The following is a 21,358-nucleotide window of genomic DNA, read 5'->3' on the forward strand; positions in this document are numbered from 1 at the left end:
GTTTTTCAATTAGTATGCATTCTTATTTACGAAACCGTTTATTATTGTTTTCCAAATGATCTTTATGTCGAATAAAAAGCTCCAGTTTTCAATATAAAAAATATCATATTTGATACGGTCTTCTATGGAAGTATCTCCGCGTAAACCGTTGGATTGAGCCCACCCGGTAATCCCAGGCCGAATATGATGCTTTACCATATACTTAGGAATTTCCTCTTTAAATTGTTCTACGAAATAAGGTCGTTCCGGCCTAGGTCCTACCACACTCATGTGACCGAATAATACATTAAAAAACTGAGGCAACTCATCCAAACTTGTTTTTCGCAGGAACGTACCGAACTTTGTTTTACGCGGATCGTTCTCCGTTGTCCATTGGGTGTCGGAAGATTTTTCAGTTTGGACTTTCATCGATCGGAATTTGTACATCATAAAATTTCGTCTGTTTAAGCCGACACGCTCTTGTTTGAAAATGATGGGACCCGGAGAGGTAATTTTTATGCCGATCGCAATGATGATCAACAATGGTAATGTCATAATAATGGCAGCTAAAGAAAACACGATATCAAAAGCACGTTTGAAAAAGCGATTCCTGAATTCATCCAGTGGAATATCCCTAACATTAATTAGTGGAATGCCCGCAAAATTATCGAAATACGGTTTGGAAGGAAGATAGTCAAAATAGTCCGGTATAATTAACGTTTTGACTCCAGCTTTTTCACATGTATTGATAATTTTTCCGAATTTATGGTGAGCGTCCAATGGTAAAGCAATGATCACTTCGTCAACCAAAGTCTTTTCCAGAATGGTCTCTAGCTCGTCAACCCTCCCAATAATGGGCTTATAAGCTTCGAATCCCGCCTCATGACAGTCTTGAAAATCATCCAGAAAGCCAACCACTTCGTAGCCTAATTCCGGATACTGTAATAAATTGCGGTAGAACCTTTTCCCAATCGAACCTGCACCGAGAATTAATACAAATTGTTTATTGTAACCCTTCTGTCTCAATCGCTTCAAAGATGTCTTAAGAATATACCGATAGAAGCTGATAGCCAGTATATTATTAACCAAAAATAACAGCAGGAAAGAACGTGAAATATCGAGCGCTTTAAAAATAAATAGGAAGCTTAATAAAATTAACAAGCTTATTGTATAAACCTGAATGATCGTAAACAGCTCGTAAGAGAACTTTTTCCTGCGCTTTGGCGTGTAAAAGTTGAAAGAATAGCTTAAAAAAATGGCTATCCCACCGTAAATCAAACTCCACAAGACATAATTATGAAAAGGAAGAGGAGAATCAAACGGGATCCACCCGCTTTTAAACTTAAGCCACCATGAAAACAAGAAAATGATCTGGACGCAAATAAAGTCAGTCAACGAATATATTTGGGATAAAAACCCTTGACTCTGGCGTACCATTTTCTCACCTCACTGATCCAAAACGATTTAATAATAATGAAGCCAGAAATTTCACTGTGATCCCTGAATATACTAGAAAATTCACAAAAAAAGAATAATTCATCCGGTAGTGTTTCTGATGAAACAAGTACATGGCACGATGAAATTCGTAAATAATCTTAAAGGGCTTGCGACGGCTGCTAGCACCTTTATAATGAATGATTTGAGTATATGGGTAATAATAAATATTCCATCCACCTTGTTTTATTCTATAACACCAGTCTATATCTTCGCCATACATAAAAAATTGCTCATCCAGCATCCCAACTTGATCAATGGCTTCTTTACGTACCATCATAAAAGCTCCGACCAAGCAATCGACCGGATAATCTTTATCTTGGTCCAGATGGGTTAACTGGTATTGATTAAACTTGGGGTTATCAGGAAATATCTTCGATAATCCGAAGGCATAATAGAAAGAGGCTGAAGGTGTAGGGAACCCCCGTCGACATGCTTTGTCTAAAGTTCCGTCAGGTAATACCACTTTACAGCCAGCAGCCCCGATGTTCTCATGCTGATCCATGAATTGAATCATGGTATGCAAGGTATCCGGTTGGATTACCGTATCGGAATTTAGCAAAAGAACGTATCGCCCTCTAGCCACTCTCATACCTTGATTGTTGGCTTTCGAATACCCCACATTTACATCGTTGCAAATTAAATGAACGCTCGGAAAGGCCTCTTGGATCGCCTCTACGGAGTTATCCCTAGAGTTATTGTCGATCAGGATAACCTCATACGTATAGGTGGTTTCCGAAAAATAAATTGACTTTAAACAATTCAAGGTTAGTTCTCGCGTATTATAATTTAGAATAATTATACTTAAGTCCATAAATAGCTCCATAAAGAAAGACATGTAACCTTATTATAGCATGAAAAACTTTTCAAAAATATGTCCTCCACAAAGTAAATTCATGAAAAATTTGGTACCAAACCGAAATCTTGTTTTATGATAATAATTTAAAACCACTAATTAAAATAATTAAGGTTATAACGATCTTTAAAGCTTTTGTTGGGATTAAAGTTGAAACTTTACTTCCAACTATTACTCCGGGTACGGAACCTATTATTAAATTTAAAACAAGAAGAAAGTCAACTTTTCCAATGCCGGCATGAAGCAAAGCGGAAATCGTTACAAGAAAAAATGCGTGCATAATATCGGTACCTACCAATTGTGATGGAAGCATTCGATACATAAAAAGCATTGCTATGGCAAATAATGATCCGGAACCTACTGATGTCAATCCCACAATAAGTCCAAGAACGAATCCAAGTATTATGGTAACACTCACTTTTGTTTTAACATCAATCTTATCTTCCAAAACTCTAACTTTCCGGTGAAAAAGTGCTTGATACAAGGTTAAGCATGCAGTAAATATCAAAACATAACCCAAGGAAACCTTCATAAATTTTTCTTGGTCATAAAATATAGGCTGGCAAAACCGTAGAATAATCACAGCAGTAATAGCCCCTGGAATACTTCCCAGAGCAAGCTGTCTTACAATGTCCCATCTGACCGTTTTTTGTCGGCTATGTTGAACAGCTCCAAAAAATTTTGTAATAGAATTATACATTAAATCTGAACCAACTGCTAATGAGGGGGAAATTCCTAAAAACATTAGTATTGGCGTTAGAAGAGCCGCACCACCTACACCCGTAATTCCAACAAGGCCTCCAACAAGCAGCCCCATTATGGCAATTCCAATACTCATATGAATCCCTCGTATATTATTTGATTATTAATCTAAGTAAAACAAAAAGGACATCTTCGCTTTGTATGAAGGAATTGGTTAGTTTCTCACCGACCAATATCACCCAAAAGAAGATATCCTCGTTCTTTATTTAGAACAAAAATATTTGAGACACCCTCAAAATAACTATTTATGATAATGCTAATGAATTTCAACTACAAGAATATTTGATGTTCGTCCAGTTTTTTGATCTAGCAAATTAAGCTTTAAAATTCCTTTGTTTTTTGTTATCTCATTTGGAACCTTTACAGTTATCAAATGTTGATCATGAAAACTACTTAGCAGCGGTATATCATTTATACATACAACGCAACTTGAGGTAATATTATTTCCTTCCACCCAAATCGCATTCATACCGTCAGGCTGAATGTTATAGGATTCACCTGCTTGAATATTTTCGGGACCATATTTTTTAATAATAACAGGTAGTTCCCTTAATAATAATTTTGATTCTAATTCAGCAATTTTACTATCCTTTTGTTCGATAATTTTATCGATTTCCGAAGGTCTTTGACTTCGGCAATAATTTTCAAATTTATCCTTCAATAACTCTAAAATGTGCAAGTCTGGTTCCCGTTCAATTTGGTACTGCTCTAAAATCTCTTTGTAGAACTTGAAGCAATCCCGCTCAAAACTTTTCGCGCTGTTGATATTAAATTCTATCGATGAATCAAAGTTTTTTTGATACGTTGAACTATTAATTTTGGCGTTTAGTGGCAGAAGACAATCTTCATGAAATTCTTCCCCTAGAAAATGCATACACTGTTCTATGGTCCCCCTGGGGTCTACCTCTAAATCCTCCTGATAAACTCTAAGCACCTTTTGACTGCCAAAAGCTTTTTCTGCCAATACGCAATCGCTAACAAGTCTTTTCCATGTAAAATAAGCCTGTTCCTCAAGATAATCATGCTGCCCCATCGTAGAAAAGTTCATCAATGATCTTGCTACTTTTTTCGGGTTTCTTAAAATATGAATGAACTTTGCATTCGGGAAAAGTAACGATAATCCGTATACGTAGTGTGAATTTTCGGGTGTTCCGTCTACCCAACGACGTTTGAGATCGTCTGCTCTTCGCATGATGGAAAAATTCGAAGGAGCCAACGTATGATAAAGATTTAATTTATCTTGATGTTGGCCCAATAGTTGCTTTTCATTCTCAGACAACTTTTTTAGAGCCAATTCAATACTTTGATCAATGATATTTTCCTTAGAAGACAGCATCATGTCATGAATGGATACTCCAAAAAATTGCATAAACCGGTCCCTCGACCATCCAGTGGAGCCCAGATGACTAAATTCTCCATTATTCGATCCCAAGTCATATAAATTATAAAAATCAACACTGCTCCTATATATCCAATTCGTTTCCTCTAAAGGCAAGATATTTGGATGCTGGCCTAGAGCCCAAGTTAAAACGCTGGTCCCCGAACGGTATGATCCAATAACAAATACAGGACTTATGATTTCCATCTTGTACCTCTTCTGGTTGTATTTAAATCTTATTTTTGCCCAATAAATTTCACCATCATACTGAGTTCTCGTGAATCGGAACCTAATCCCGCTTGGGAAGGTATAAATTCATTGTTAACATGAATTTCTAATAAACATTGATTATCTTTCACCAAGTTTTGAAATGTTTGAAATGGAATTTCTTCTTCAAATGACTGATCTTCATGTATTTCCAGTCGTTTTATATGCTGCCCATTTATTAGAAATTCAATTACAACTTCTCTTACTCCACTGGCTTTCTGATGTGAACTAAAAGGAACGTATCCGTTTACAATAATGGATTTATCTCTAATGTTTTTAAGTTCAATTTTGGAATCCTTCTTTACCCAAGCATAACGATTACCAGTCTCGCCTTCTACTGGATGGGAACCTTGAAGTACATCCGTACTACGATACGTTACATTACTCCAATTAATGTTTGGATCAAATGAATCAACTGAGATTAGTTTATCCGCAGGCTTGCTAAGCTCAATCGCTTGTTTTTCAGAATTGGTATTATTTTTTTCATACGAGTACCATGACGAATAAAAATAACCTAGCACTACGATAGCCAGAATTGCAGTGGTAAAGGCAACTATTCTTTTCATTACTTACCTCCTTGCCTTATAAGAGAGAAAAGCTCCTTAAGGAGCTTTTCATCTTTTACCTATCTCCATTAAGAACCCCGAAAGTGCTTCCTTCCAATGACGCAAATCTTTAAGACCATTTATTCGGATGGCCATATGATCCATAACAGAATAAGCCGGCCGAGGAGCTGGCCGCGGGAACTCTAATGTTGTTACAGGATTAACCTCCATATGCTGCAATCCAGCTTGTTTAAAGATCTCTTTGCTAAATTCATACCATGAACATATGCCCGTATTCGATACATGGTAAGTCCCATATACTTCTTTGTCTAACAGCTGTAGAATGAATTCAGCCAGATCTACCGTATACGTAGGTGATCCGAACTGGTCGTGCACCACATTAAGTTGAGTACGATCTTCCGCTAGCTTTAACATTGTACTTACAAAATTGGATCCATGCTTTCCAAATACCCAAGATGTTCTTAAAATATAATGTTGTGGAACCCACTCGCGAACAAATTGTTCTCCAGCAAATTTAGACTTTCCATACACACTTTGTGGCGAAACGGATGCAAATTCGTTATAAGGTACTTTTGAGGTTCCGTCAAATACGTAGTCCGTACTAATGTAAATCAATTTTGCACCACATGCACGTGCGGCCATAGCGACATTTCTAGTCCCATAAGCATTGACAGCATACGCTTCGTCCGAATCCTGCTCAGCTTGATCAACTTTCGTATAAGCAGCTGAATGAATAATTATATTCGGTTGTTTATCTTCAGAAATCAGAGATTTTACAGCGTGAGTATCTGTAATGTCCAACTCTTTACTGGAAGCCCCGAAAACCTCATACCCTTTTGTTTTTAAGAGGCTAACGAGATCTGTCCCCAACTGCCCTGAAGCACCTGTAACAAAAATTTTCATTTTGTTCTCCCGCTTATCTCTTGGAGTACTGTTTCTCATAGTATTTTTGATACTCGCCATTAATAATGCGTTCCCACCAAGCCTGATTTTGCAAATACCATTGAACCGTTTCTTTGATACCTGTTTCAAAATTATATTTAGGAGTCCATCCTAAGTCAGTTGTTATTTTGGTAGCATCAATGGCATAACGACGGTCATGCCCAGGACGATCCTTAACATATTGAATCAAATCGTCGCTTTTACCCAATTCAGACAAAATTGTTTTGATAATTTGAATATTTGTTCTCTCATTATTTCCGCCTACATTGTAAACTTCCCCGTTGATTCCTCGATGAAGCACAAGGTCTATAGCCCGGCAGTGATCTTCTACATGCAGCCAATCTCTTACATTCAAACCGTCCCCGTATACCGGGAGAGACTTATTATTGAGTGCGTTGATAATCATCAATGGAATAAGTTTTTCAGGAAATTGGTATGGACCGTAGTTATTGGAACAGCGAGTAATATTAACCGGTAATCCAAACGTTTCATGATAAGCCCTGACAAGTAAATCAGCACCTGCCTTGCTAGAAGAATAAGGGCTATTCGGAGCTAAAGGGGTTGTTTCTGTAAACAAACCTGTCTCTCCGAGTGTTCCGTATACTTCGTCAGTGGATACCTGAAGGAATTTTTTAATATTATATTTCTTTGCTGCATCTAGTAAAACTTGTGTTCCAAGAACATTTGTTTTCACAAAAATATCAGGTTCCGTGATGCTTCGGTCCACATGAGATTCCGCGGCGAAATTGATAATTACTTCAACTCCGTCAGATACAATAGACTCTACCAGATCACGATCCGTTATATCGCCTTTTATAAAACGATAGTTCGGAAAAGAATGTACTGATTTCAGATTTTCCAAATTACCTGCATAAGTGAGAGCATCCAAATTAATAAATTCATAATTGGGATATTGGTTCAACATATAAATAACAAAATTGCTGCCTATAAATCCGGCTCCACCGGTAATCAGTATTTTCATAATGCCTCCATCTTAATTAAAGTTAATCTCCGCATCCTGGAGTAGCGGATGCTTTTCATCTTTGACAGAAAGTTGTGGATTGCTCACAGGCCATTCAATTCCTATTTTAGGATCATTCCACATAATGCCACGGTCATATTCAGGCGAATAATATTCATCTACTTTATAGATGACTTGAGTATTGGAAATCAGTGTACAAAAACCATGCGCAAAACCTTTAGGAACTAACAGCTGCCTCTTATTAGACTCGCTTAAAACAACACCGTACCATTCTCCAAAGGTAGGAGAAGATTTTCTGATATCAACCACAACATCAAAAATAGCTCCGGAAATAACCCTTACTAATTTCGTTTGGGCCTTCGGTTCCAATTGATAATGAAGTCCTCTCAATACACCGGCATCACAAGATAAAGAGTGATTATCTTGTATAAAACCGTACTTGATACCACATTTTTCAAAAATCTGTTCATTGAAGCTTTCCATAAAAAAGCCACGCGAATCCTCAAATACACGAGGTTCAATCAACTTGACTTCTTCAAATTTTGTAGGATATATCTTCAAAGAGAACAACTCCATTGTTAGTGAGATTTTAATTTTTTCGACCAAAATGATCTCCAAAATCGAGGTTCTTTGCTAGTTCACTTGCTCTCGCTAAGGAAGAATGAGTACCTGCATCGGTCCACCAACCTTGAAGGACATCATATGTTAACTGATTTTTTTGAATATAAGTATTATTTACGTCAGTAATCTCAAGTTCTCCGCGGCCAGAAGGCTTTAGTGTTTCAACAACTTCAAACACCGTATTATCATACATATATATCCCGGTAACTGCCAATGTGCTTTTCGGAGCTTTTGGTTTTTCCTCAATAGAAACTATATTGTCACCTGATAACTCCGCAACCCCATAACGTTCAGGGTCATGAACTTCTTTCAAAAGAATTTTTGCCCCTTGACCTTGCTGATTGAAATTTTGCACATAAGGACCTATATTATCTTCAAACACATTATCCCCTAAAATGACCACCATGGAATCAAGTCCCACGAAACTTTTTGCCAATCCTAGAGCTTGTGCAATTCCTCCTGCTTGGTCCTGTACTTTATAAGTAAAGGTTACGCCAAATTCATGCCCACTGCCTAAAAGATTAACAACATCGCCCATATGATCGCGGCCAGTTACGATTAGGATTTCATGAATACCTGCTTGAATTAACTTATAAATGGAGTGATAAATCATAGGATATTTACCTACAGGCAAAAGATGCTTATTGGTTACTTTCGTTAATGGGTAAAGTCTGGACCCCGTACCGCCTGCCAATATAATTCCTTTCATAACGCTTTAGCTCCCTACCTTTTGTTTTTTAGCCTTTCAAGTGCCGCAGAAAACGACTTGTTTTTTTTCTCAACTTCGACAGGTTCAAACTTTACAGCCTTCTCGTAGTACAACAATGCTTCTTGAAATTTATTTTCCGACTCCTTAATATTGCCCATATAATAATATGAATATGAGTTATAAACATTATTAGCTTCGTTTATTTCAATAGCTTTCATTAGAAATTGCTCGGCTTTTTCCTTCATATTATAACTTAAAAAAGTACTTCCTGTACTAATTAATAAATTAGTATCCTTGAAATTTTTATCTCGGACCATTTTCTGCATATTATCCCTCAAATTCGGAAACAATATAATATCTATCTCACTGATTTCTAGCTTATCACTCACTGTATTTAAAATATTTTTTAAACTTTCGCCTTCTATCAAATTAAGCAATTGACCTTCGTTATTAAAAACAATTACTTTATTATATTCTTTTATATTTATATTTTTTATTGGTATTTTTTTTATATTCTTTTCTACCTGAATGTCACTGCTATCAATAATTGCTATATCCCAACTTACACTTATATTTTGACCAAAATAATCTTCAATATATTTATTTATTTTGAATGGGTTAAACGGAGTGTATAATCCAGAAACTAGAATTTTGTCCCCTGGTTCAATCTTGTTTTTAATAACTTTTAAATTCTTCAGAATATTTCTGTTACTTGATTCTTGTGATAATGTCCATTTTGTGCCTTCACTTCGATAATCAATTTTATTATAACTGTACCAACTTAGCATCATAAAAATAACAAATAAAGTAATAGCAAAGTATACTATTTTACTTTTTAGTAACTCAACTCTAAAGAATAAAACAATACTAAAGCATAACGGAATCGCAACCCATGAATAAAATGAGTATAAATGATTTGGCAACACAGAATATGGAATATACGCTGAAATTCCCAATAAATAAACAGCCATTATATGAAACAGTTTGTTTCTATTATATAATGCTGTTACTATTACAGCTAATATAAAAATTAAATACGTATATATGCTTCCTGAATTTTTAAGATAAAACCAGAAAGTTTTTAGTAATGATGTAATATTATAGTCAATATAATAAGTTGACGCATGGTCAGCACTTACATCCACAAAAGGACTTTTGCTAATATATCTGCTATGGTAAACAGAAAAAGCTATGACAATTATTGAATATAAAGATAGTAATATTTTTTCTTTACGATTATCTTTGCTAAAGTATAATTGAATTATAAAAAATAAAATTATTGTGATATAATATGTTTCTTTTGAAAAACAACATAAAAATATCGTCAAGAAACAACTTATAAAATAGATTGTTTTTTTAGATTCACTATATTTATGCCATAAGGCAATGCTTAACATTAAGAAAAAAAATGATATTGTATTATAAATATCATAAGAGTAGTTAAAATAAAATGAAGGATGGGAAAATAACAACAAAAGATATAATATTATAGAAAGCCATCCAATATCCATCTTTGTGAATTTTATGAAATTATAGATTAACAGAAATATACTGATAAGAAAAATAGTTATTATGCCTGCTGTAAATCCTTCTAATCCAAACTCGCTCAAAAATGCACTTATAAATAAAACTATAAAACGAGGTCTTCCAAAAAAATCTGACCAATAAATTGATCCACTCACTGTTGAAACATTTGTAAAAATATCAGCATGAAAAGGCACAAGTGGGCTAAAATAGCCTGGGAAAACGAATCTAAGCACTACATAATATATTGAAATAATAAGCACTGCCAAATAAACCATATTTTTCTTTTTCCAAGCTATTGCCATTCAATCAATTCCTTCATTTAAATTTAATAGTATCTCTCAATTGAGAGATACTATTTTTAAAATTGATTCAAGTTAAAATTCTATTTTTCAAAACTTTGGAAAATTTATTCTTTCTTTTTCTATAACTAATGGTCTTTTTAAGATCTGAGTGTGAATAGATCCAATATATTCTCCTAGAATGCCAACAAAAAATAATTGTACTGAGGAGAAGAAAAATAAACCAATGATAACCGGAGCCATACCGATTGAGAAGCTATACCAAAATAATAATTTTGCTAATAAGTAAAACAAAGCTATCAATAGGCTAATCGCAGACATTGCAAAACCAAGCATTGCCGCTATTCTAAGCGGGACTTTAGAATGATTTGTTATTCCCAACATAGCAATATCATAGAGTGTATAAAAATTGTTACTTGTTATCCCCCTTTTTCTTGTAGGTTGATAATATTCAATTTTGTATGATTCAAAACCAATATCCGAAATAAGCCCTCTAAAGTATGGATAAGGATCATCAATTTTTTTAAGAATTTCAATTATTTTTTTATCATAAAGTCCAAAACCTGTATTATTTTTAGTTAATTCGATTTCCGAAACCTTGTTAATAAAATTATAAAATGCTTTCCGTATAGTAAACATCAACGGAGATTCTTCACTTTTTGTTTTAACACCTAATACGACTTTATATCCTTCTTCCCATTTTACTAGAAATTCTTTAATCATATAAGCAGGATCCTGAAGATCCCCAGCAAAAAGTATCACTGCTTCTCCTGTTGATTGTAATAAGGCATAATAAGGTGATCTTATATGTCCAAAATTTCGAGCATTAACAATAATTTTTACATTCTTATCTTCCTTAGCAATTCCTTTTAATATACTTAATGTATTATCTTTAGAAGCATTGTCAATAAAAATATGTTCATATTGATAAATTTTTAATTCCTCAAATATTTGCCTTACTTGCCGATATACTTCTTCAACATTGCCTTCTTCATTATAGCATGGGGTTACAATTGAGATAAGTTTCATAATTTCACCTTAAAAAACAAATTTTTTATTCAATACATAAGATAATATTGCAAGAGGCAGTAAAATAATAGCACCTGAAATGTATACATTTGCAATATATAAAGACAACAATTTTAAAAGAGAAACGTTAACTAAATAAATAACTCCATAAACAATAATAAATTTAACAAATAAAGAATTCTTCTTATTATTGAAAACAAGAGTTCCAGTAGTTTTAAAATTAAATAATATGCCTAGTATTGTTGAAAATAAAGAAGCAAATGTATAATGAACTCCTGCAAATATAAAAAGTGCGAATAGAGAATATCCAAATAAAGTATTCAAACCGCCTACAAATAAAAACTTAACAAATTTGTTATGGAAAATTTTAGTAATCATAAGATCATATTCTAAAATAATTTTCAAATGTCATACCTAATTTTTCTCTTATAAACTGTTGACTTCCAACATAATGCGAATACTTATCAGGGAGTGCTATTCGTTTGAATTTAACTCCTTTCCCACTTTCCGCGATAATTTCAGAGACTGCACTGCCTAGACCACCAATAACACTATGTTCTTCTAATGTAAATATTGGAATGTTTAAGTCTATAACACTATTTAGCATCTCAAGATCTAGAGGTTTTACAGTCGGAAAACTAATAAGCATACAATGCCTTCCTTGCTGACGAAGCAATTCAACCCACTTTACAGCTAGTTCAAGTGTATTGCTTGTTGTTAAAATAACTAAATCTTTCCCTTCAGTTACTTTAACTGCTTGGCCAATGGCTATTTTTCGATCTTCTGAATGGATAACAGGTTCTCCATTCCTTGCCAACCTTATATACATAGGACCTTGATGCTTGAAACTTTCTTCCACAATATTTTTAACCTCTACCGGATCTCCAGGACAGCATACTGTCATATTAGGCAATGATCTCATGATAGCAATATCTTCAATCGAATGATGCGTTGCCCATTGTGGGCCATATGACAAACCAGCACCTACACCGACTAAACGAACATTTGTATTAATATAAGCCGTATCAACCCGAACTTGTTCAAAACAACGCATCGTGACAAATGGAATAATACTGTACACGTATACTATTTTTCCAGATAAGGCTAATCCCGCGGCAACCCCCACTGCATTTTGTTCAGCAATGCCAACATTCAAAAACTGATTTGGACACTCTTCTTTAAATTTTTCTAATACGGAAAAACCTAAATCAGGTGTTATAACAAAAATACGCTTATCTTCTTTGGCCCTTTTCATTAAGGTATTAATAAAAGTTTGTCTCATAATTTACCTTCCAATTCTTTTATAGCTGCTACTAGCTGATCTTCATTAGGTGAACGATAATGCCAATCTAATTGATCTGCCATAAATGAGATTCCGTTTCCTTTTATCGTATGTGCAATTATTGCCTTCGGTCTTTCAGCTTTAGAGTTAAATGCCTTCTCTAATTGCTGTAAATTATGCCCATCAATTTCTATGACATCCCATCCAAATGCTTTCCATCTCTCCGCCATATTTTCTTGATTTATTATTTCATTAGTTCTACCGAATCCTTGTAACTTGTTGTAGTCAATGATTACTGTAATATTTTGAAGCCTCAATGTTGCAGCTAGCATTACAGCTTCCCAAACAGAACCTTCGTTACATTCTCCATCACCTAATACTACATAAACTTTTCCATCATTATTATCTAATTTATTTGCAATAGCCATTCCTACACCAACAGATAATCCATGGCCAAGAGAGCCAGTCGACAACTCAATCCCTTGTACGGCTTCCATATCTAAATGTCCAGGCAATACCCCATAATCAATATAATATCTATCCAAAAGTTCTTTATTAAAAAAGCCTCTTTCCGCTAAGGTTGCATATAACGCCGCGCTTCCATGTCCTTTACTTAAAATAAACTTATCTCTATTCGGCATTTTGGGGTTTGCAGGGTCGATATTCATAATTCTATAGTATAATACATAAAGAATATCTACAATTGATAATGATGTTCCTACATGAGAAGACTTAGAATAGTGCGTCATATGCAATATTGACTTTTTAATATTTACAATAGTTTCATTACTCATGCTTTCACCTATTTTTCTCGTTTTTAATATATTCAATTGTTCTTCCTAAGCCTGTCTCTAAATTAAACTCTGGTTGCCAACCAGTATCTCTTATGAGCTTTGATACATCTGCTTCTAAATGCATAACTTGGTCAGGTCTATAAGGAATATCACCAAAACCTAACGGCAACGATGGATCAATCAAATCTCTTGTAATTTCAATAATATTTTTCAGTTTTTTAGCATTTCCCGAGCCTAAATTATAAACTCCCTGTGAATTAGGTGTAATTCCTAATTTGTATAGAGCATTTGCAGCATCGTCTACATATAAATAGTCCCATAATTGTTCGCCAAGAGTTAGTTTAGGTTTTTGTTTGTCAAGTAAAGTATTTATTAGGTCAATTAACATCCAACCGCTATTGTCACCTGGACCATAAGTGCTAAAAACCCTCGCCCAGACGGTGTTTATATTTAACTGATTACCGAGAACCTGTGTCAAAATACTTGCAGAGAGTTTTGATGCTCCATAGAAAGTCGTAGGTTTAGTAGAATATTCTTCTGAAATTTTGCTATTTACAGGACCATATTCGGCTTGCGATCCTGTACCAACCCATTTACTGCATCCTAACGAATGCGCCAAGAGAAGACTTTGTACGGTCGATTCTATATTTTGACTTTGGATTGAATCATTTCTATCCTTATTACCTACGCCTTTCCAGCCTAAATGATAGAAAATATTTATATCTATTTCTAATTGACTTAATTGTTCTTTAATATGACCGAAATCATCTAGATCCCCATAGATCACCTTAAGATTTTTATCTACGGGTAATCGATCTATATTTTTTGAATTTTCTCTGACAAGAGCGTATACAATTCCATTTTCAGCTATAATTTTTCTACACAAGGCAGAACCGATAAATCCTGTGGCACCTGTAATAAAAGCAGCTATTGTTGAAATAAAAATCACGCTCCTATTTGGATTTTTCTTGTTCAAACAAACCAATCTGGTCTAAACAAATTTTTCCTGGATCTATTCCAGCTTTATACTCTTTATTCCATTCTATAATTGAATCTAATGCCTTATCTAAGTTCCAAATTGGCTTCCAGCCTATTAGCGCTTTTGCTTTAGAACAATCTAACTTTAAGTACGTTGCCTCATGAGGTTGAGGAGCGTCGTCTATTTTATAATTAATCTTACCATTCCATTTGAAACACATCTGTTCAACAATATATTTCACCGTATTAACATCATCATCTTCAGGACCGAAATTCCACGCCTGAGCAAATTCTGGGCCAAATTCAAACAACTTTTGAGCCAGCATCAAATATCCATTTAATGGTTCAAGCACATGCTGCCAAGGACGAATAGATTGCGGATTTCTGATTAAAATCGTCTCGTCTTTTAATAAAGAACTCATACAATCAGGGATTAATCGATCTAAAGCCCAATCCCCGCCACCAATTACGTTACCAGCTCTTGCCGTAGCTATCGCAACTCCGTGTGATGTATAATCATTAAGATGAAAATAAGAATTTCGATAGGCAGAAGTAACTAATTCTGAACATGCCTTGCTATTAGAGTAAGGATCAAACCCTCCTAATGCATCTTGCTCACGATAGCCCCAATGCCATTCATTATTTTCGTAGCATTTGTCTGTAGTAACATTTACTACTGCTTTTACTGAATTAGATTTTCTTATGGCTTCAAACAGATTAACAGTTCCCATTACATTTGTTGTATATGTTTCAATAGGATTGGAATAAGAGTATCTTACTAAAGGTTGTGCTGCCATATGAATTACAACTTCAGGTCTATAATCAATTATTGACTTTGTTAATTTTTCCAAATCCCTAATATCGCCAATTATAGAATGATATAATTGATCTAGCTTACATAAGCTATATAAAGAAGGATCTGTAGGTGGATTCAAAGAATAACCAACCACTTTCGCGCCGAGCTTCGTTAACCATAGACTAAGCCACGCACCTTTAAAACCCGTATGGCCAGTTAAAAAAACAGTTTTGTTCTTCCAAAAATTTCCTACCACTGTTTCCATGGAGCATTTCCCTTCTTCCATAAGTCTTCAAGATAATTTTTATCCCTTAAAGTATCCATCGGTTGCCAAAATCCGTTGTGTTTATAAGCCATTAATTCAGAATTTTTAGAAAGGTTCTCCAGAGGTGCTTGCTCTAATATAGTTGAATCATCATTAATATAATCTAAAACTTCCGGTTGAAAAACAAAAAAGCCAGCATTTATCCAATAACCATCACCTTTAGGTTTTTCTTGAAAACCAAGAACTTGATCATTATCATTTAAATCCAATGCTCCAAATCTTCCACCCGGTTGTACCGATGTAACAGTAGCCAACTTACCATGAAGTTTATGATACTCTACCAATTCTTTAATATTCACATTAGAAACGCCGTCACCATAAGTTAGCATAAAAGGTTGATTGTCAATGTAAGGCTTTATTCTTTTAACTCGCCCACCAGTCATTGTGTTGAGCCCTGTGTTTACTAAAGTAACTCTCCAAGGTTCAGCAGAGTGATTGTGGTGAATAATACTTTCATTATCATTTCGAAAATCAAAAGTTAGATCCGATTCATGAAGAAAATAATGGGCAAAATACTCCTTAATGTAGTATCCTTTATAACCTAAGCATATAACGAAATCGTTAAAACCAAAACTAGAATATATTTTCATAATGTGCCAAAGAATCGGTCTTTCACCAATTTCAATCATTGGTTTAGGTCTCAAATGTGATTCTTCACTTATTCTTGTGCCAAATCCGCCAGCCAATATAACTACTTTCATTTCGAACCCTCCATTGTAAGTATAATTAAAATTAAATTATTAATCCATATTATTAATGTACTTTCATAATAAGTGCTATTCATAATGATAGAATTCTGTTTCCCAATTTATTTTTTCCATTCCAGCAGGCACCGGGATCCAGATAATGTCATATTGTTCACTAATATTGTAATATGCAAACTTTCCACTCTCTAATAAAGAAATTGATTCATTATCAATTACATTATCTGAAAGCAAAAGTTCTTGATTAGTATCCATTCTCTTGAGCATTAGACCTTTTTTCTTATTTAATTTAGGAATAAGTTTATACACTAATTTATCCCCACTTAGAGTATTTTGTGGATATTTTTTTTCCGGTGAACTCCACTCTTGTGGTAGTATTTTGGCAGAAATTTTATTTTCGTTAGGTAATTCAATATAATTTTCTGTGACATTTATAAATTTTTTATTATCATCTAATTTAAATAAAAGTACAGCTTCTTCTTTATTAATATTTAATTTAGACAAATTATTAACATAATTAATCTTCATATCTTTATTTGTATACACTTTAAAAAAAGTAGAATCTAATAGAGTCCATGGTAATGAATCGTGTTTTTGTATAAATATTTCATATCGACTAATATTATTTCCATATTTTTCTATTGTTTCCTTATAAACTGAATCAGAAATCATTTCTGCATTTACAAAGAAGACATTCGGTAAAAAAGATTTATAATAAATATTAGAACTCAAGGTCAACAAGGCTACTAGTGATACCAATAAATATTTATAAAAAGAAGATTTTGATATTATATTGAAACCAACGGAAAGTACAATAAGAAATAAAATATAAGGTGCTAACAACCATCTATATTCTTGTCTAATTGTAATAGAAGCTGCTAAAAGAATTGAACTGAACAGTATTAAAGAAAGGAAGATTACTAGCTTACAATTTTTATTATCTTTTAATTTACAATATGCAATGATGAATATAGCAATAATTAACAAAGCAAGTATAATGGAAAGGCTAATTATTAGATTACTCGATTGTTGTATTGGAAGTCCATTTAAATATGCATCCCCTATATTCAATCCAAACATATTCCCTAATCCACTTATAAAAAATTTCGATATTCTTAAAAAATCAAAATCTAAGGGCCTACCACCCGTTCCTTCTAGAACAGTTGTTTTTAATAATAATTTTTTTAATATAAAATTAAAAATATTTTCTGAAATTAAAATTCCGCATATTAGCATTCTGTATTTGTTATTTTTATTGATAGCTAATACTAGGAATATTAAAAAAGGTAGAAGCACTATATATCTTTCATGTGTAAATATTATTAAACAATTTAAAATCAATAAATTAATTATATAAATTTTTTTATTATTGCTCTGATAATATTTTATAGAATTATAAATTATTAGCACAAAGAAAAACAAACCCAATGCTTCCATCAATCCAAAAACTTGTATAATATTGTAATAAGAAAACCGAGAAGTTATGAATAGCAAACATGCTATAAAAGATATAAAATTAGTTTTTGTTAAGGTATAGATTATTTTATATAAGATTAAAACGATTATAAAATTAAATAATATATTGGTGAAAAAAAACAATTTGTATTCTTTCCCAAAAATATCAAACAATATATATTGTATTATGTTATAAACTGGCCTGTATTTATTAGCAACTGCTTCTAAAAAAGAATATTGCAAAAAAGAGGAATGGTAATTTTGGAAATAATCCCAAGCACTTAAGTCATCACCCATAAGGGTATTGAATTTGAATGCATTAAACCAAATGAAATTTACTAAAAAAAGAAGTGCAAGGTTTAATTTTATTATTACACCTGAGCTAATAATGTAATTTTTGAACATAAAAAATGTCCCTTCTAAAATACTTAGAATTTAAATTGATTTAAGTCTACTACATATATCTTATCATACGATCTATATTTCAGATCTTGATCATAAGCACCTCCTCATTACTAATAATTATCTCATTGTTATTACGAAAATAATTCAATAACTTCTACATTGTAAATTGCTTATTTCTTACTATTTAATTTCTATTCTACTTATCAATGCACTCATTTCACGTTGATCTGGTTCCGAAGTTTTAGGCTTATGAGAATCATTAAATTGTAATCTAATTTGAACTTGTCTATCGCTCGTTGGTAACAAGCTATTCACTGTGATTGGATGTCCAGATTTTAATTCAACTTCAAGTATTTGTTGATCATTTGCAAAAACTTTCAATTGATTTATTTCGATAAAAGTTTCCGGTACAAAACCTTCCACAATTAAAGTTCTTGCTTGTTCAGGTCTACTAAGTATTATAGTAGCACTTTTGTTAATCCATCTGTATGGTTCAGTAGCATTTTGCAGTAACCAAGAACCTTTAAATATACCATTATTTTTTACATATGGAAAAGTTATAATGCTGGGTTTTTGATTATAATGTATTATAGAAGCAAAAAACATAACAAAAATAATCAAAAAAGTAATCCAATTTATTTTAATAATTTTATCTAGATACAGGTAGTAATTTTTCTTTATTTTTTTTAATATATTTTCTGAATCATTATTTTTTAAAAGTGAAAACTTTTTCAATTTTAAAGCATGTTTTTCAATTAAATGCCATGAAAACACTGCGAGAATTAACGTGATAAAAAATGAAATAATAAAGTTTAATTCTGCGGTCATCTTTCCGCCGAATAAGTAAGTTACCGATTGTTGAACAGGGAAAGCATAGATGTATAAGCCATATGAAAAATCACCATATTTTGAGAAAGAAGATAATTTAATTTGCGAATTAAAACCAAAATAAAAAATAAGGTAACTTCCAAAAAAAACAAATAATTCTTTGAATCCACCAAATAATAGTGAAACACTCAACATTATAATACAAATCATTGCAAGATATTTATTTAATGGTATAAAGTTACGATACAAATAAATAAGCATTCCAACAGAAAAATACCAAAACAGTTCTATCATTTTGTTGATTTCTAAACCAAATATATGAGTAATTTCTATTGAAATGGTAGCTTGAAACAAATAATAATAAAAACAACCTACAAACAGAAATAAAACTATTTTTTTATAGCGAAGAAAACCTATTATCCCCAAAAAAACAACTATTAGATAGCATATAACTTCAAAAGGTATTGTCCATAATGATCCATTTACTGCACCTTTATATATGTTCGCCTCAAAAACTCCAGGTAAGTTCCACCTTAATGGAAATAAAAATACAGATTTTAGATATACATACGTTTGTGAATGAAAAAAATACTCTTTAAGTGTTAAGCTTGTAAATGATGGTCCTATCACAAAAGCCGAGAATAACAACGCAACCGCTAGCCCAGGAAAAATCCTCAAAAACCTAGCTTTAAAATAATTACTTAAATTACGGGAACGTTCGTAACTTTGGGTAATAAGAAATCCACTAATAACAAAAAAAGTAGCTACAGCTAATGCACCAGCATCCCATTTTCCACCTGATAGTAAAAAAATAATTTCCCTTGAGTTATCACCAGATCCTAAAGGGAAAGAGTGGGAATATATAACCATGGTTGCAGCAATAAAACGTATTAGATCCAGGTTATTATTCCTTCCATTCGCAAGCTGTCCAATAGTTCTATCATTCATTTAAATGTACACTCTCCACATTTGCACGCCGTTTCAGTCAAAATTAAAATTTCATAACTTGTAATTCTCCAAAAATTTCACAATCTTATTATATCATCATCTTCAAGATAAGGTCCTACCTGTACTTCTATAAAAACCAAATTAATTTTCCCGGGATTTTCCACTAGGTGTTCTTCCCCCATAGGAATATAAGTCGATTCGTTAGTTCTTAAAATAAATTCTTTTTGACCTATAGTTACCTTCGCCGTGCCGCTTACAACAACCCAGTGTTCATTCCGATGATAATGTTTTTGTTTTGTTAATTTAGTACCAGGTTTAACTATAACTTTCTTTATCTTGTAATGCTCCGATTCATCAAGAAAAGTACTATTTCCCCACGGTCGATAGACTGTTAAGTGTTTTTTTGTTAAAGACGATTGATTGTCATTTAACATATTGACCACTTCTTTTACTTTTTGTGATGATCCCTTTTTAGCTATCAACAAGGCATCACCAGTTTCTATTATAACCAAATCATTCACATCAATTGTTGCAATAAATCTCTCTTTTGACATAACCAAGTTGTTATTCGAATTCAAATAAATATTATTGCTATTTTTGGTATTTCCATCTTTCGTCTTTGGAAGCTGATCATCTATAGCTTCGAAGGATCCTAAATCTGACCAATTAAATTTTGATAATACTACTTTCACATTTTTGCTTTTCTCAATTACAGCACAATCTATGCTGTCACTTGGAATATTTTGCATTGCATCGATTGGAATTCTTTTTACAGCTTGCCCTCGAGCTTCTTGGAAGGCTACTTTACATAGCTCATATATTTCAGGTGAATATTTGGAAAGTTCTTGAAGAAAAACCCCCGCTTTAAAAACGAACATCCCACTATTCCAGAAAAAATTACCTTGCTTAAAAAATTTCATTGCTGTATTGATATCAGGCTTTTCTTTAAAGGCAAGAACATCTTCTCCATTTGATTCTATATAACCAAAGTTTGTTTCCGGATAAGTAGGCTTTATTCCGAAAATAACAATCTTGTTTTTCTCAGCTATTTCGAGAGCTTTATAAATAGCTTTTTCATACTCATCTTCTTTTTCCTCAATAAAGTGGTCAGAGGGTGTTATTAAAACCATTTCATCTTCCGGTAAAGAAAAACAAGCCAAAGCTATAGCTGGAGCAGTATTACGGCCAACCGGCTCCAGCATAAATCTAACATTTTGTTCATTCATTTCTTCAAGCTGATCCAAAGCTAAAAAATATTGATTTTCATTCGATATTATTAAAGCTTTATCGCACAAAACTTTGTTTCTTTTTATAGTTTTTTGAAATAACGATTCATTATCAAATAATTTGTAAAACTGTTTAGGGTATAATTCCCTAGATAGAGGCCATAACCTAGTGCCATTACCTCCACATAAAATCACATTTATCATTA

General features: G+C 33.0%; 20 protein-coding genes. All 20 read right to left on the minus strand.

The genetic code is table 11. From position 1 onward, the window contains the following. Window positions 1–9: 9 nt before the first annotated feature. Window positions 10–1,416: an undecaprenyl-phosphate glucose phosphotransferase gene (locus ET33_RS00495; RefSeq protein ID WP_036675132.1), complete on the minus strand. Its 1,407-nt coding sequence runs from the start codon at window positions 1,414–1,416 to the stop codon at window positions 10–12. Window positions 1,417–1,420: 4 nt separating this feature from the next. Continuing rightward, on the minus strand, window positions 1,421–2,287 hold the full coding sequence (locus ET33_RS00500) for a glycosyltransferase family 2 protein (protein ID WP_036675133.1): 867 nt from the start codon (window positions 2,285–2,287) through the stop codon (window positions 1,421–1,423). Window positions 2,288–2,402: 115 nt separating this feature from the next. Then, a complete protein-coding gene (locus ET33_RS00505) occupies window positions 2,403–3,167 on the minus strand; it encodes a sulfite exporter TauE/SafE family protein (protein WP_036675134.1) in 765 nt (254 codons plus the stop codon). Window positions 3,168–3,347: 180 nt separating this feature from the next. Next, window positions 3,348–4,676, minus strand: coding sequence for a sulfotransferase family protein (locus ET33_RS00510; RefSeq protein ID WP_036675135.1), 1,329 nt, complete (start codon window positions 4,674–4,676; stop codon window positions 3,348–3,350). Between the two features lie 29 nt (window positions 4,677–4,705). After that, window positions 4,706–5,302, minus strand: a complete 597-nt coding sequence (locus ET33_RS00515; RefSeq protein ID WP_036675137.1) for a hypothetical protein — start codon at window positions 5,300–5,302, stop codon at window positions 4,706–4,708. Between the two features lie 48 nt (window positions 5,303–5,350). After that, window positions 5,351–6,205, minus strand: coding sequence for a dTDP-4-dehydrorhamnose reductase (gene rfbD, locus ET33_RS00520; RefSeq protein ID WP_036675138.1), 855 nt, complete (start codon window positions 6,203–6,205; stop codon window positions 5,351–5,353). 13 nt (window positions 6,206–6,218) lie between these two features. Then, entirely contained in the window at window positions 6,219–7,226 is a 1,008-nt protein-coding gene (rfbB, locus tag ET33_RS00525; RefSeq protein WP_036675141.1) for a dTDP-glucose 4,6-dehydratase, read from the minus strand. Between the two features lie 12 nt (window positions 7,227–7,238). Continuing rightward, window positions 7,239–7,802, minus strand: coding sequence for a dTDP-4-dehydrorhamnose 3,5-epimerase (rfbC, locus tag ET33_RS00530; protein WP_407668066.1), 564 nt, complete (start codon window positions 7,800–7,802; stop codon window positions 7,239–7,241). A 13-nt stretch (window positions 7,803–7,815) separates the two neighbouring features. Next, window positions 7,816–8,556 carry a sugar phosphate nucleotidyltransferase gene (locus ET33_RS00535; RefSeq protein WP_036675143.1) on the minus strand — a complete coding sequence of 247 codons (741 nt, stop codon included), beginning with the start codon at window positions 8,554–8,556 and terminating at the stop codon, window positions 7,816–7,818. Between the two features lie 14 nt (window positions 8,557–8,570). After that, window positions 8,571–10,385, minus strand: coding sequence for a hypothetical protein (locus ET33_RS00540; RefSeq protein ID WP_036675145.1), 1,815 nt, complete (start codon window positions 10,383–10,385; stop codon window positions 8,571–8,573). An 87-nt stretch (window positions 10,386–10,472) separates the two neighbouring features. Further along, on the minus strand, window positions 10,473–11,411 hold the full coding sequence (locus ET33_RS00545; protein WP_036675147.1) for a glycosyltransferase family 2 protein: 939 nt from the start codon (window positions 11,409–11,411) through the stop codon (window positions 10,473–10,475). Window positions 11,412–11,420: 9 nt separating this feature from the next. After that, entirely contained in the window at window positions 11,421–11,789 is a 369-nt protein-coding gene (locus ET33_RS37140; protein WP_081890143.1) for a GtrA family protein, read from the minus strand. 4 nt (window positions 11,790–11,793) lie between these two features. Continuing rightward, the gene (locus ET33_RS00550; RefSeq protein WP_036675149.1) at window positions 11,794–12,693 is read right to left on the minus strand and encodes a transketolase family protein; all 900 of its coding nucleotides are present in this window, start codon (window positions 12,691–12,693) and stop codon (window positions 11,794–11,796) included. Continuing rightward, window positions 12,690–13,523, minus strand: a complete 834-nt coding sequence (locus ET33_RS00555) for a transketolase (RefSeq protein ID WP_235206605.1) — start codon at window positions 13,521–13,523, stop codon at window positions 12,690–12,692. Before ET33_RS00555 ends, ET33_RS00550 begins: the two co-directional genes overlap by 4 nt. Next, window positions 13,492–14,463, minus strand: a complete 972-nt coding sequence (locus ET33_RS00560) for an NAD-dependent epimerase/dehydratase family protein (protein WP_161783516.1) — start codon at window positions 14,461–14,463, stop codon at window positions 13,492–13,494. The genes ET33_RS00555 and ET33_RS00560 overlap by 32 nt, the downstream gene beginning before the upstream one ends. After that, complete coding sequence (gene rfbG / locus ET33_RS00565; RefSeq protein WP_036675153.1) at window positions 14,441–15,526, minus strand: CDP-glucose 4,6-dehydratase; 1,086 nt, start codon at window positions 15,524–15,526, stop codon at window positions 14,441–14,443. Before rfbG ends, ET33_RS00560 begins: the two co-directional genes overlap by 23 nt. Continuing rightward, complete coding sequence (gene rfbF, locus ET33_RS00570; protein WP_036675154.1) at window positions 15,511–16,287, minus strand: glucose-1-phosphate cytidylyltransferase; 777 nt, start codon at window positions 16,285–16,287, stop codon at window positions 15,511–15,513. The genes rfbG and rfbF overlap by 16 nt, the downstream gene beginning before the upstream one ends. 75 nt (window positions 16,288–16,362) lie before the next feature. Further along, window positions 16,363–18,150: a glycosyltransferase family 39 protein gene (locus ET33_RS00575; RefSeq protein WP_036675155.1), complete on the minus strand. Its 1,788-nt coding sequence runs from the start codon at window positions 18,148–18,150 to the stop codon at window positions 16,363–16,365. A gap of 180 nt (window positions 18,151–18,330) precedes the next feature. Next, on the minus strand, window positions 18,331–19,926 hold the full coding sequence (locus ET33_RS00580; RefSeq protein WP_051774993.1) for an acyltransferase family protein: 1,596 nt from the start codon (window positions 19,924–19,926) through the stop codon (window positions 18,331–18,333). 77 nt (window positions 19,927–20,003) lie between these two features. Continuing rightward, complete coding sequence (locus ET33_RS00585) at window positions 20,004–21,356, minus strand: mannose-1-phosphate guanylyltransferase/mannose-6-phosphate isomerase (protein ID WP_036675156.1); 1,353 nt, start codon at window positions 21,354–21,356, stop codon at window positions 20,004–20,006. Between the last annotated feature and the right edge of the window lie 2 nt (window positions 21,357–21,358).

It is taken from the genome of Paenibacillus tyrphae (assembly GCF_000722545.1).
Lineage (GTDB): Bacteria > Bacillota > Bacilli > Paenibacillales > NBRC-103111 > Paenibacillus_G > Paenibacillus_G tyrfis.

Coding starts and splice junctions, on each gene's coding strand:
- rfbB (WP_036675141.1), bottom strand. CDS start 7,226: ATGAAAATACTGATTACCGGTGGAGCCGGATTTATAGGCAGCAATTTT.
- ET33_RS00535 (WP_036675143.1), bottom strand. CDS start 8,556: ATGAAAGGAATTATATTGGCAGGCGGTACGGGGTCCAGACTTTACCCA.
- rfbD (WP_036675138.1), bottom strand. CDS start 6,205: ATGAAAATTTTTGTTACAGGTGCTTCAGGGCAGTTGGGGACAGATCTC.
- ET33_RS00545 (WP_036675147.1), bottom strand. CDS start 11,411: ATGAAACTTATCTCAATTGTAACCCCATGCTATAATGAAGAAGGCAAT.
- ET33_RS00495 (WP_036675132.1), bottom strand. CDS start 1,416: ATGGTACGCCAGAGTCAAGGGTTTTTATCCCAAATATATTCGTTGACT.
- ET33_RS00585 (WP_036675156.1), bottom strand. CDS start 21,356: ATGATAAATGTGATTTTATGTGGAGGTAATGGCACTAGGTTATGGCCT.
- ET33_RS00505 (WP_036675134.1), bottom strand. CDS start 3,167: ATGAGTATTGGAATTGCCATAATGGGGCTGCTTGTTGGAGGCCTTGTT.
- rfbC (WP_407668066.1), bottom strand. CDS start 7,802: ATGGAGTTGTTCTCTTTGAAGATATATCCTACAAAATTTGAAGAAGTC.
- ET33_RS00510 (WP_036675135.1), bottom strand. CDS start 4,676: ATGGAAATCATAAGTCCTGTATTTGTTATTGGATCATACCGTTCGGGG.
- ET33_RS00515 (WP_036675137.1), bottom strand. CDS start 5,302: ATGAAAAGAATAGTTGCCTTTACCACTGCAATTCTGGCTATCGTAGTG.
- ET33_RS37140 (WP_081890143.1), bottom strand. CDS start 11,789: ATGATTACTAAAATTTTCCATAACAAATTTGTTAAGTTTTTATTTGTA.
- rfbF (WP_036675154.1), bottom strand. CDS start 16,287: ATGAAAGTAGTTATATTGGCTGGCGGATTTGGCACAAGAATAAGTGAA.
- rfbG (WP_036675153.1), bottom strand. CDS start 15,526: ATGGAAACAGTGGTAGGAAATTTTTGGAAGAACAAAACTGTTTTTTTA.
- ET33_RS00540 (WP_036675145.1), bottom strand. CDS start 10,385: ATGGCAATAGCTTGGAAAAAGAAAAATATGGTTTATTTGGCAGTGCTT.
- ET33_RS00580 (WP_051774993.1), bottom strand. CDS start 19,926: ATGAATGATAGAACTATTGGACAGCTTGCGAATGGAAGGAATAATAAC.
- ET33_RS00550 (WP_036675149.1), bottom strand. CDS start 12,693: ATGAGACAAACTTTTATTAATACCTTAATGAAAAGGGCCAAAGAAGAT.
- ET33_RS00500 (WP_036675133.1), bottom strand. CDS start 2,287: ATGGACTTAAGTATAATTATTCTAAATTATAATACGCGAGAACTAACC.
- ET33_RS00575 (WP_036675155.1), bottom strand. CDS start 18,150: ATGTTCAAAAATTACATTATTAGCTCAGGTGTAATAATAAAATTAAAC.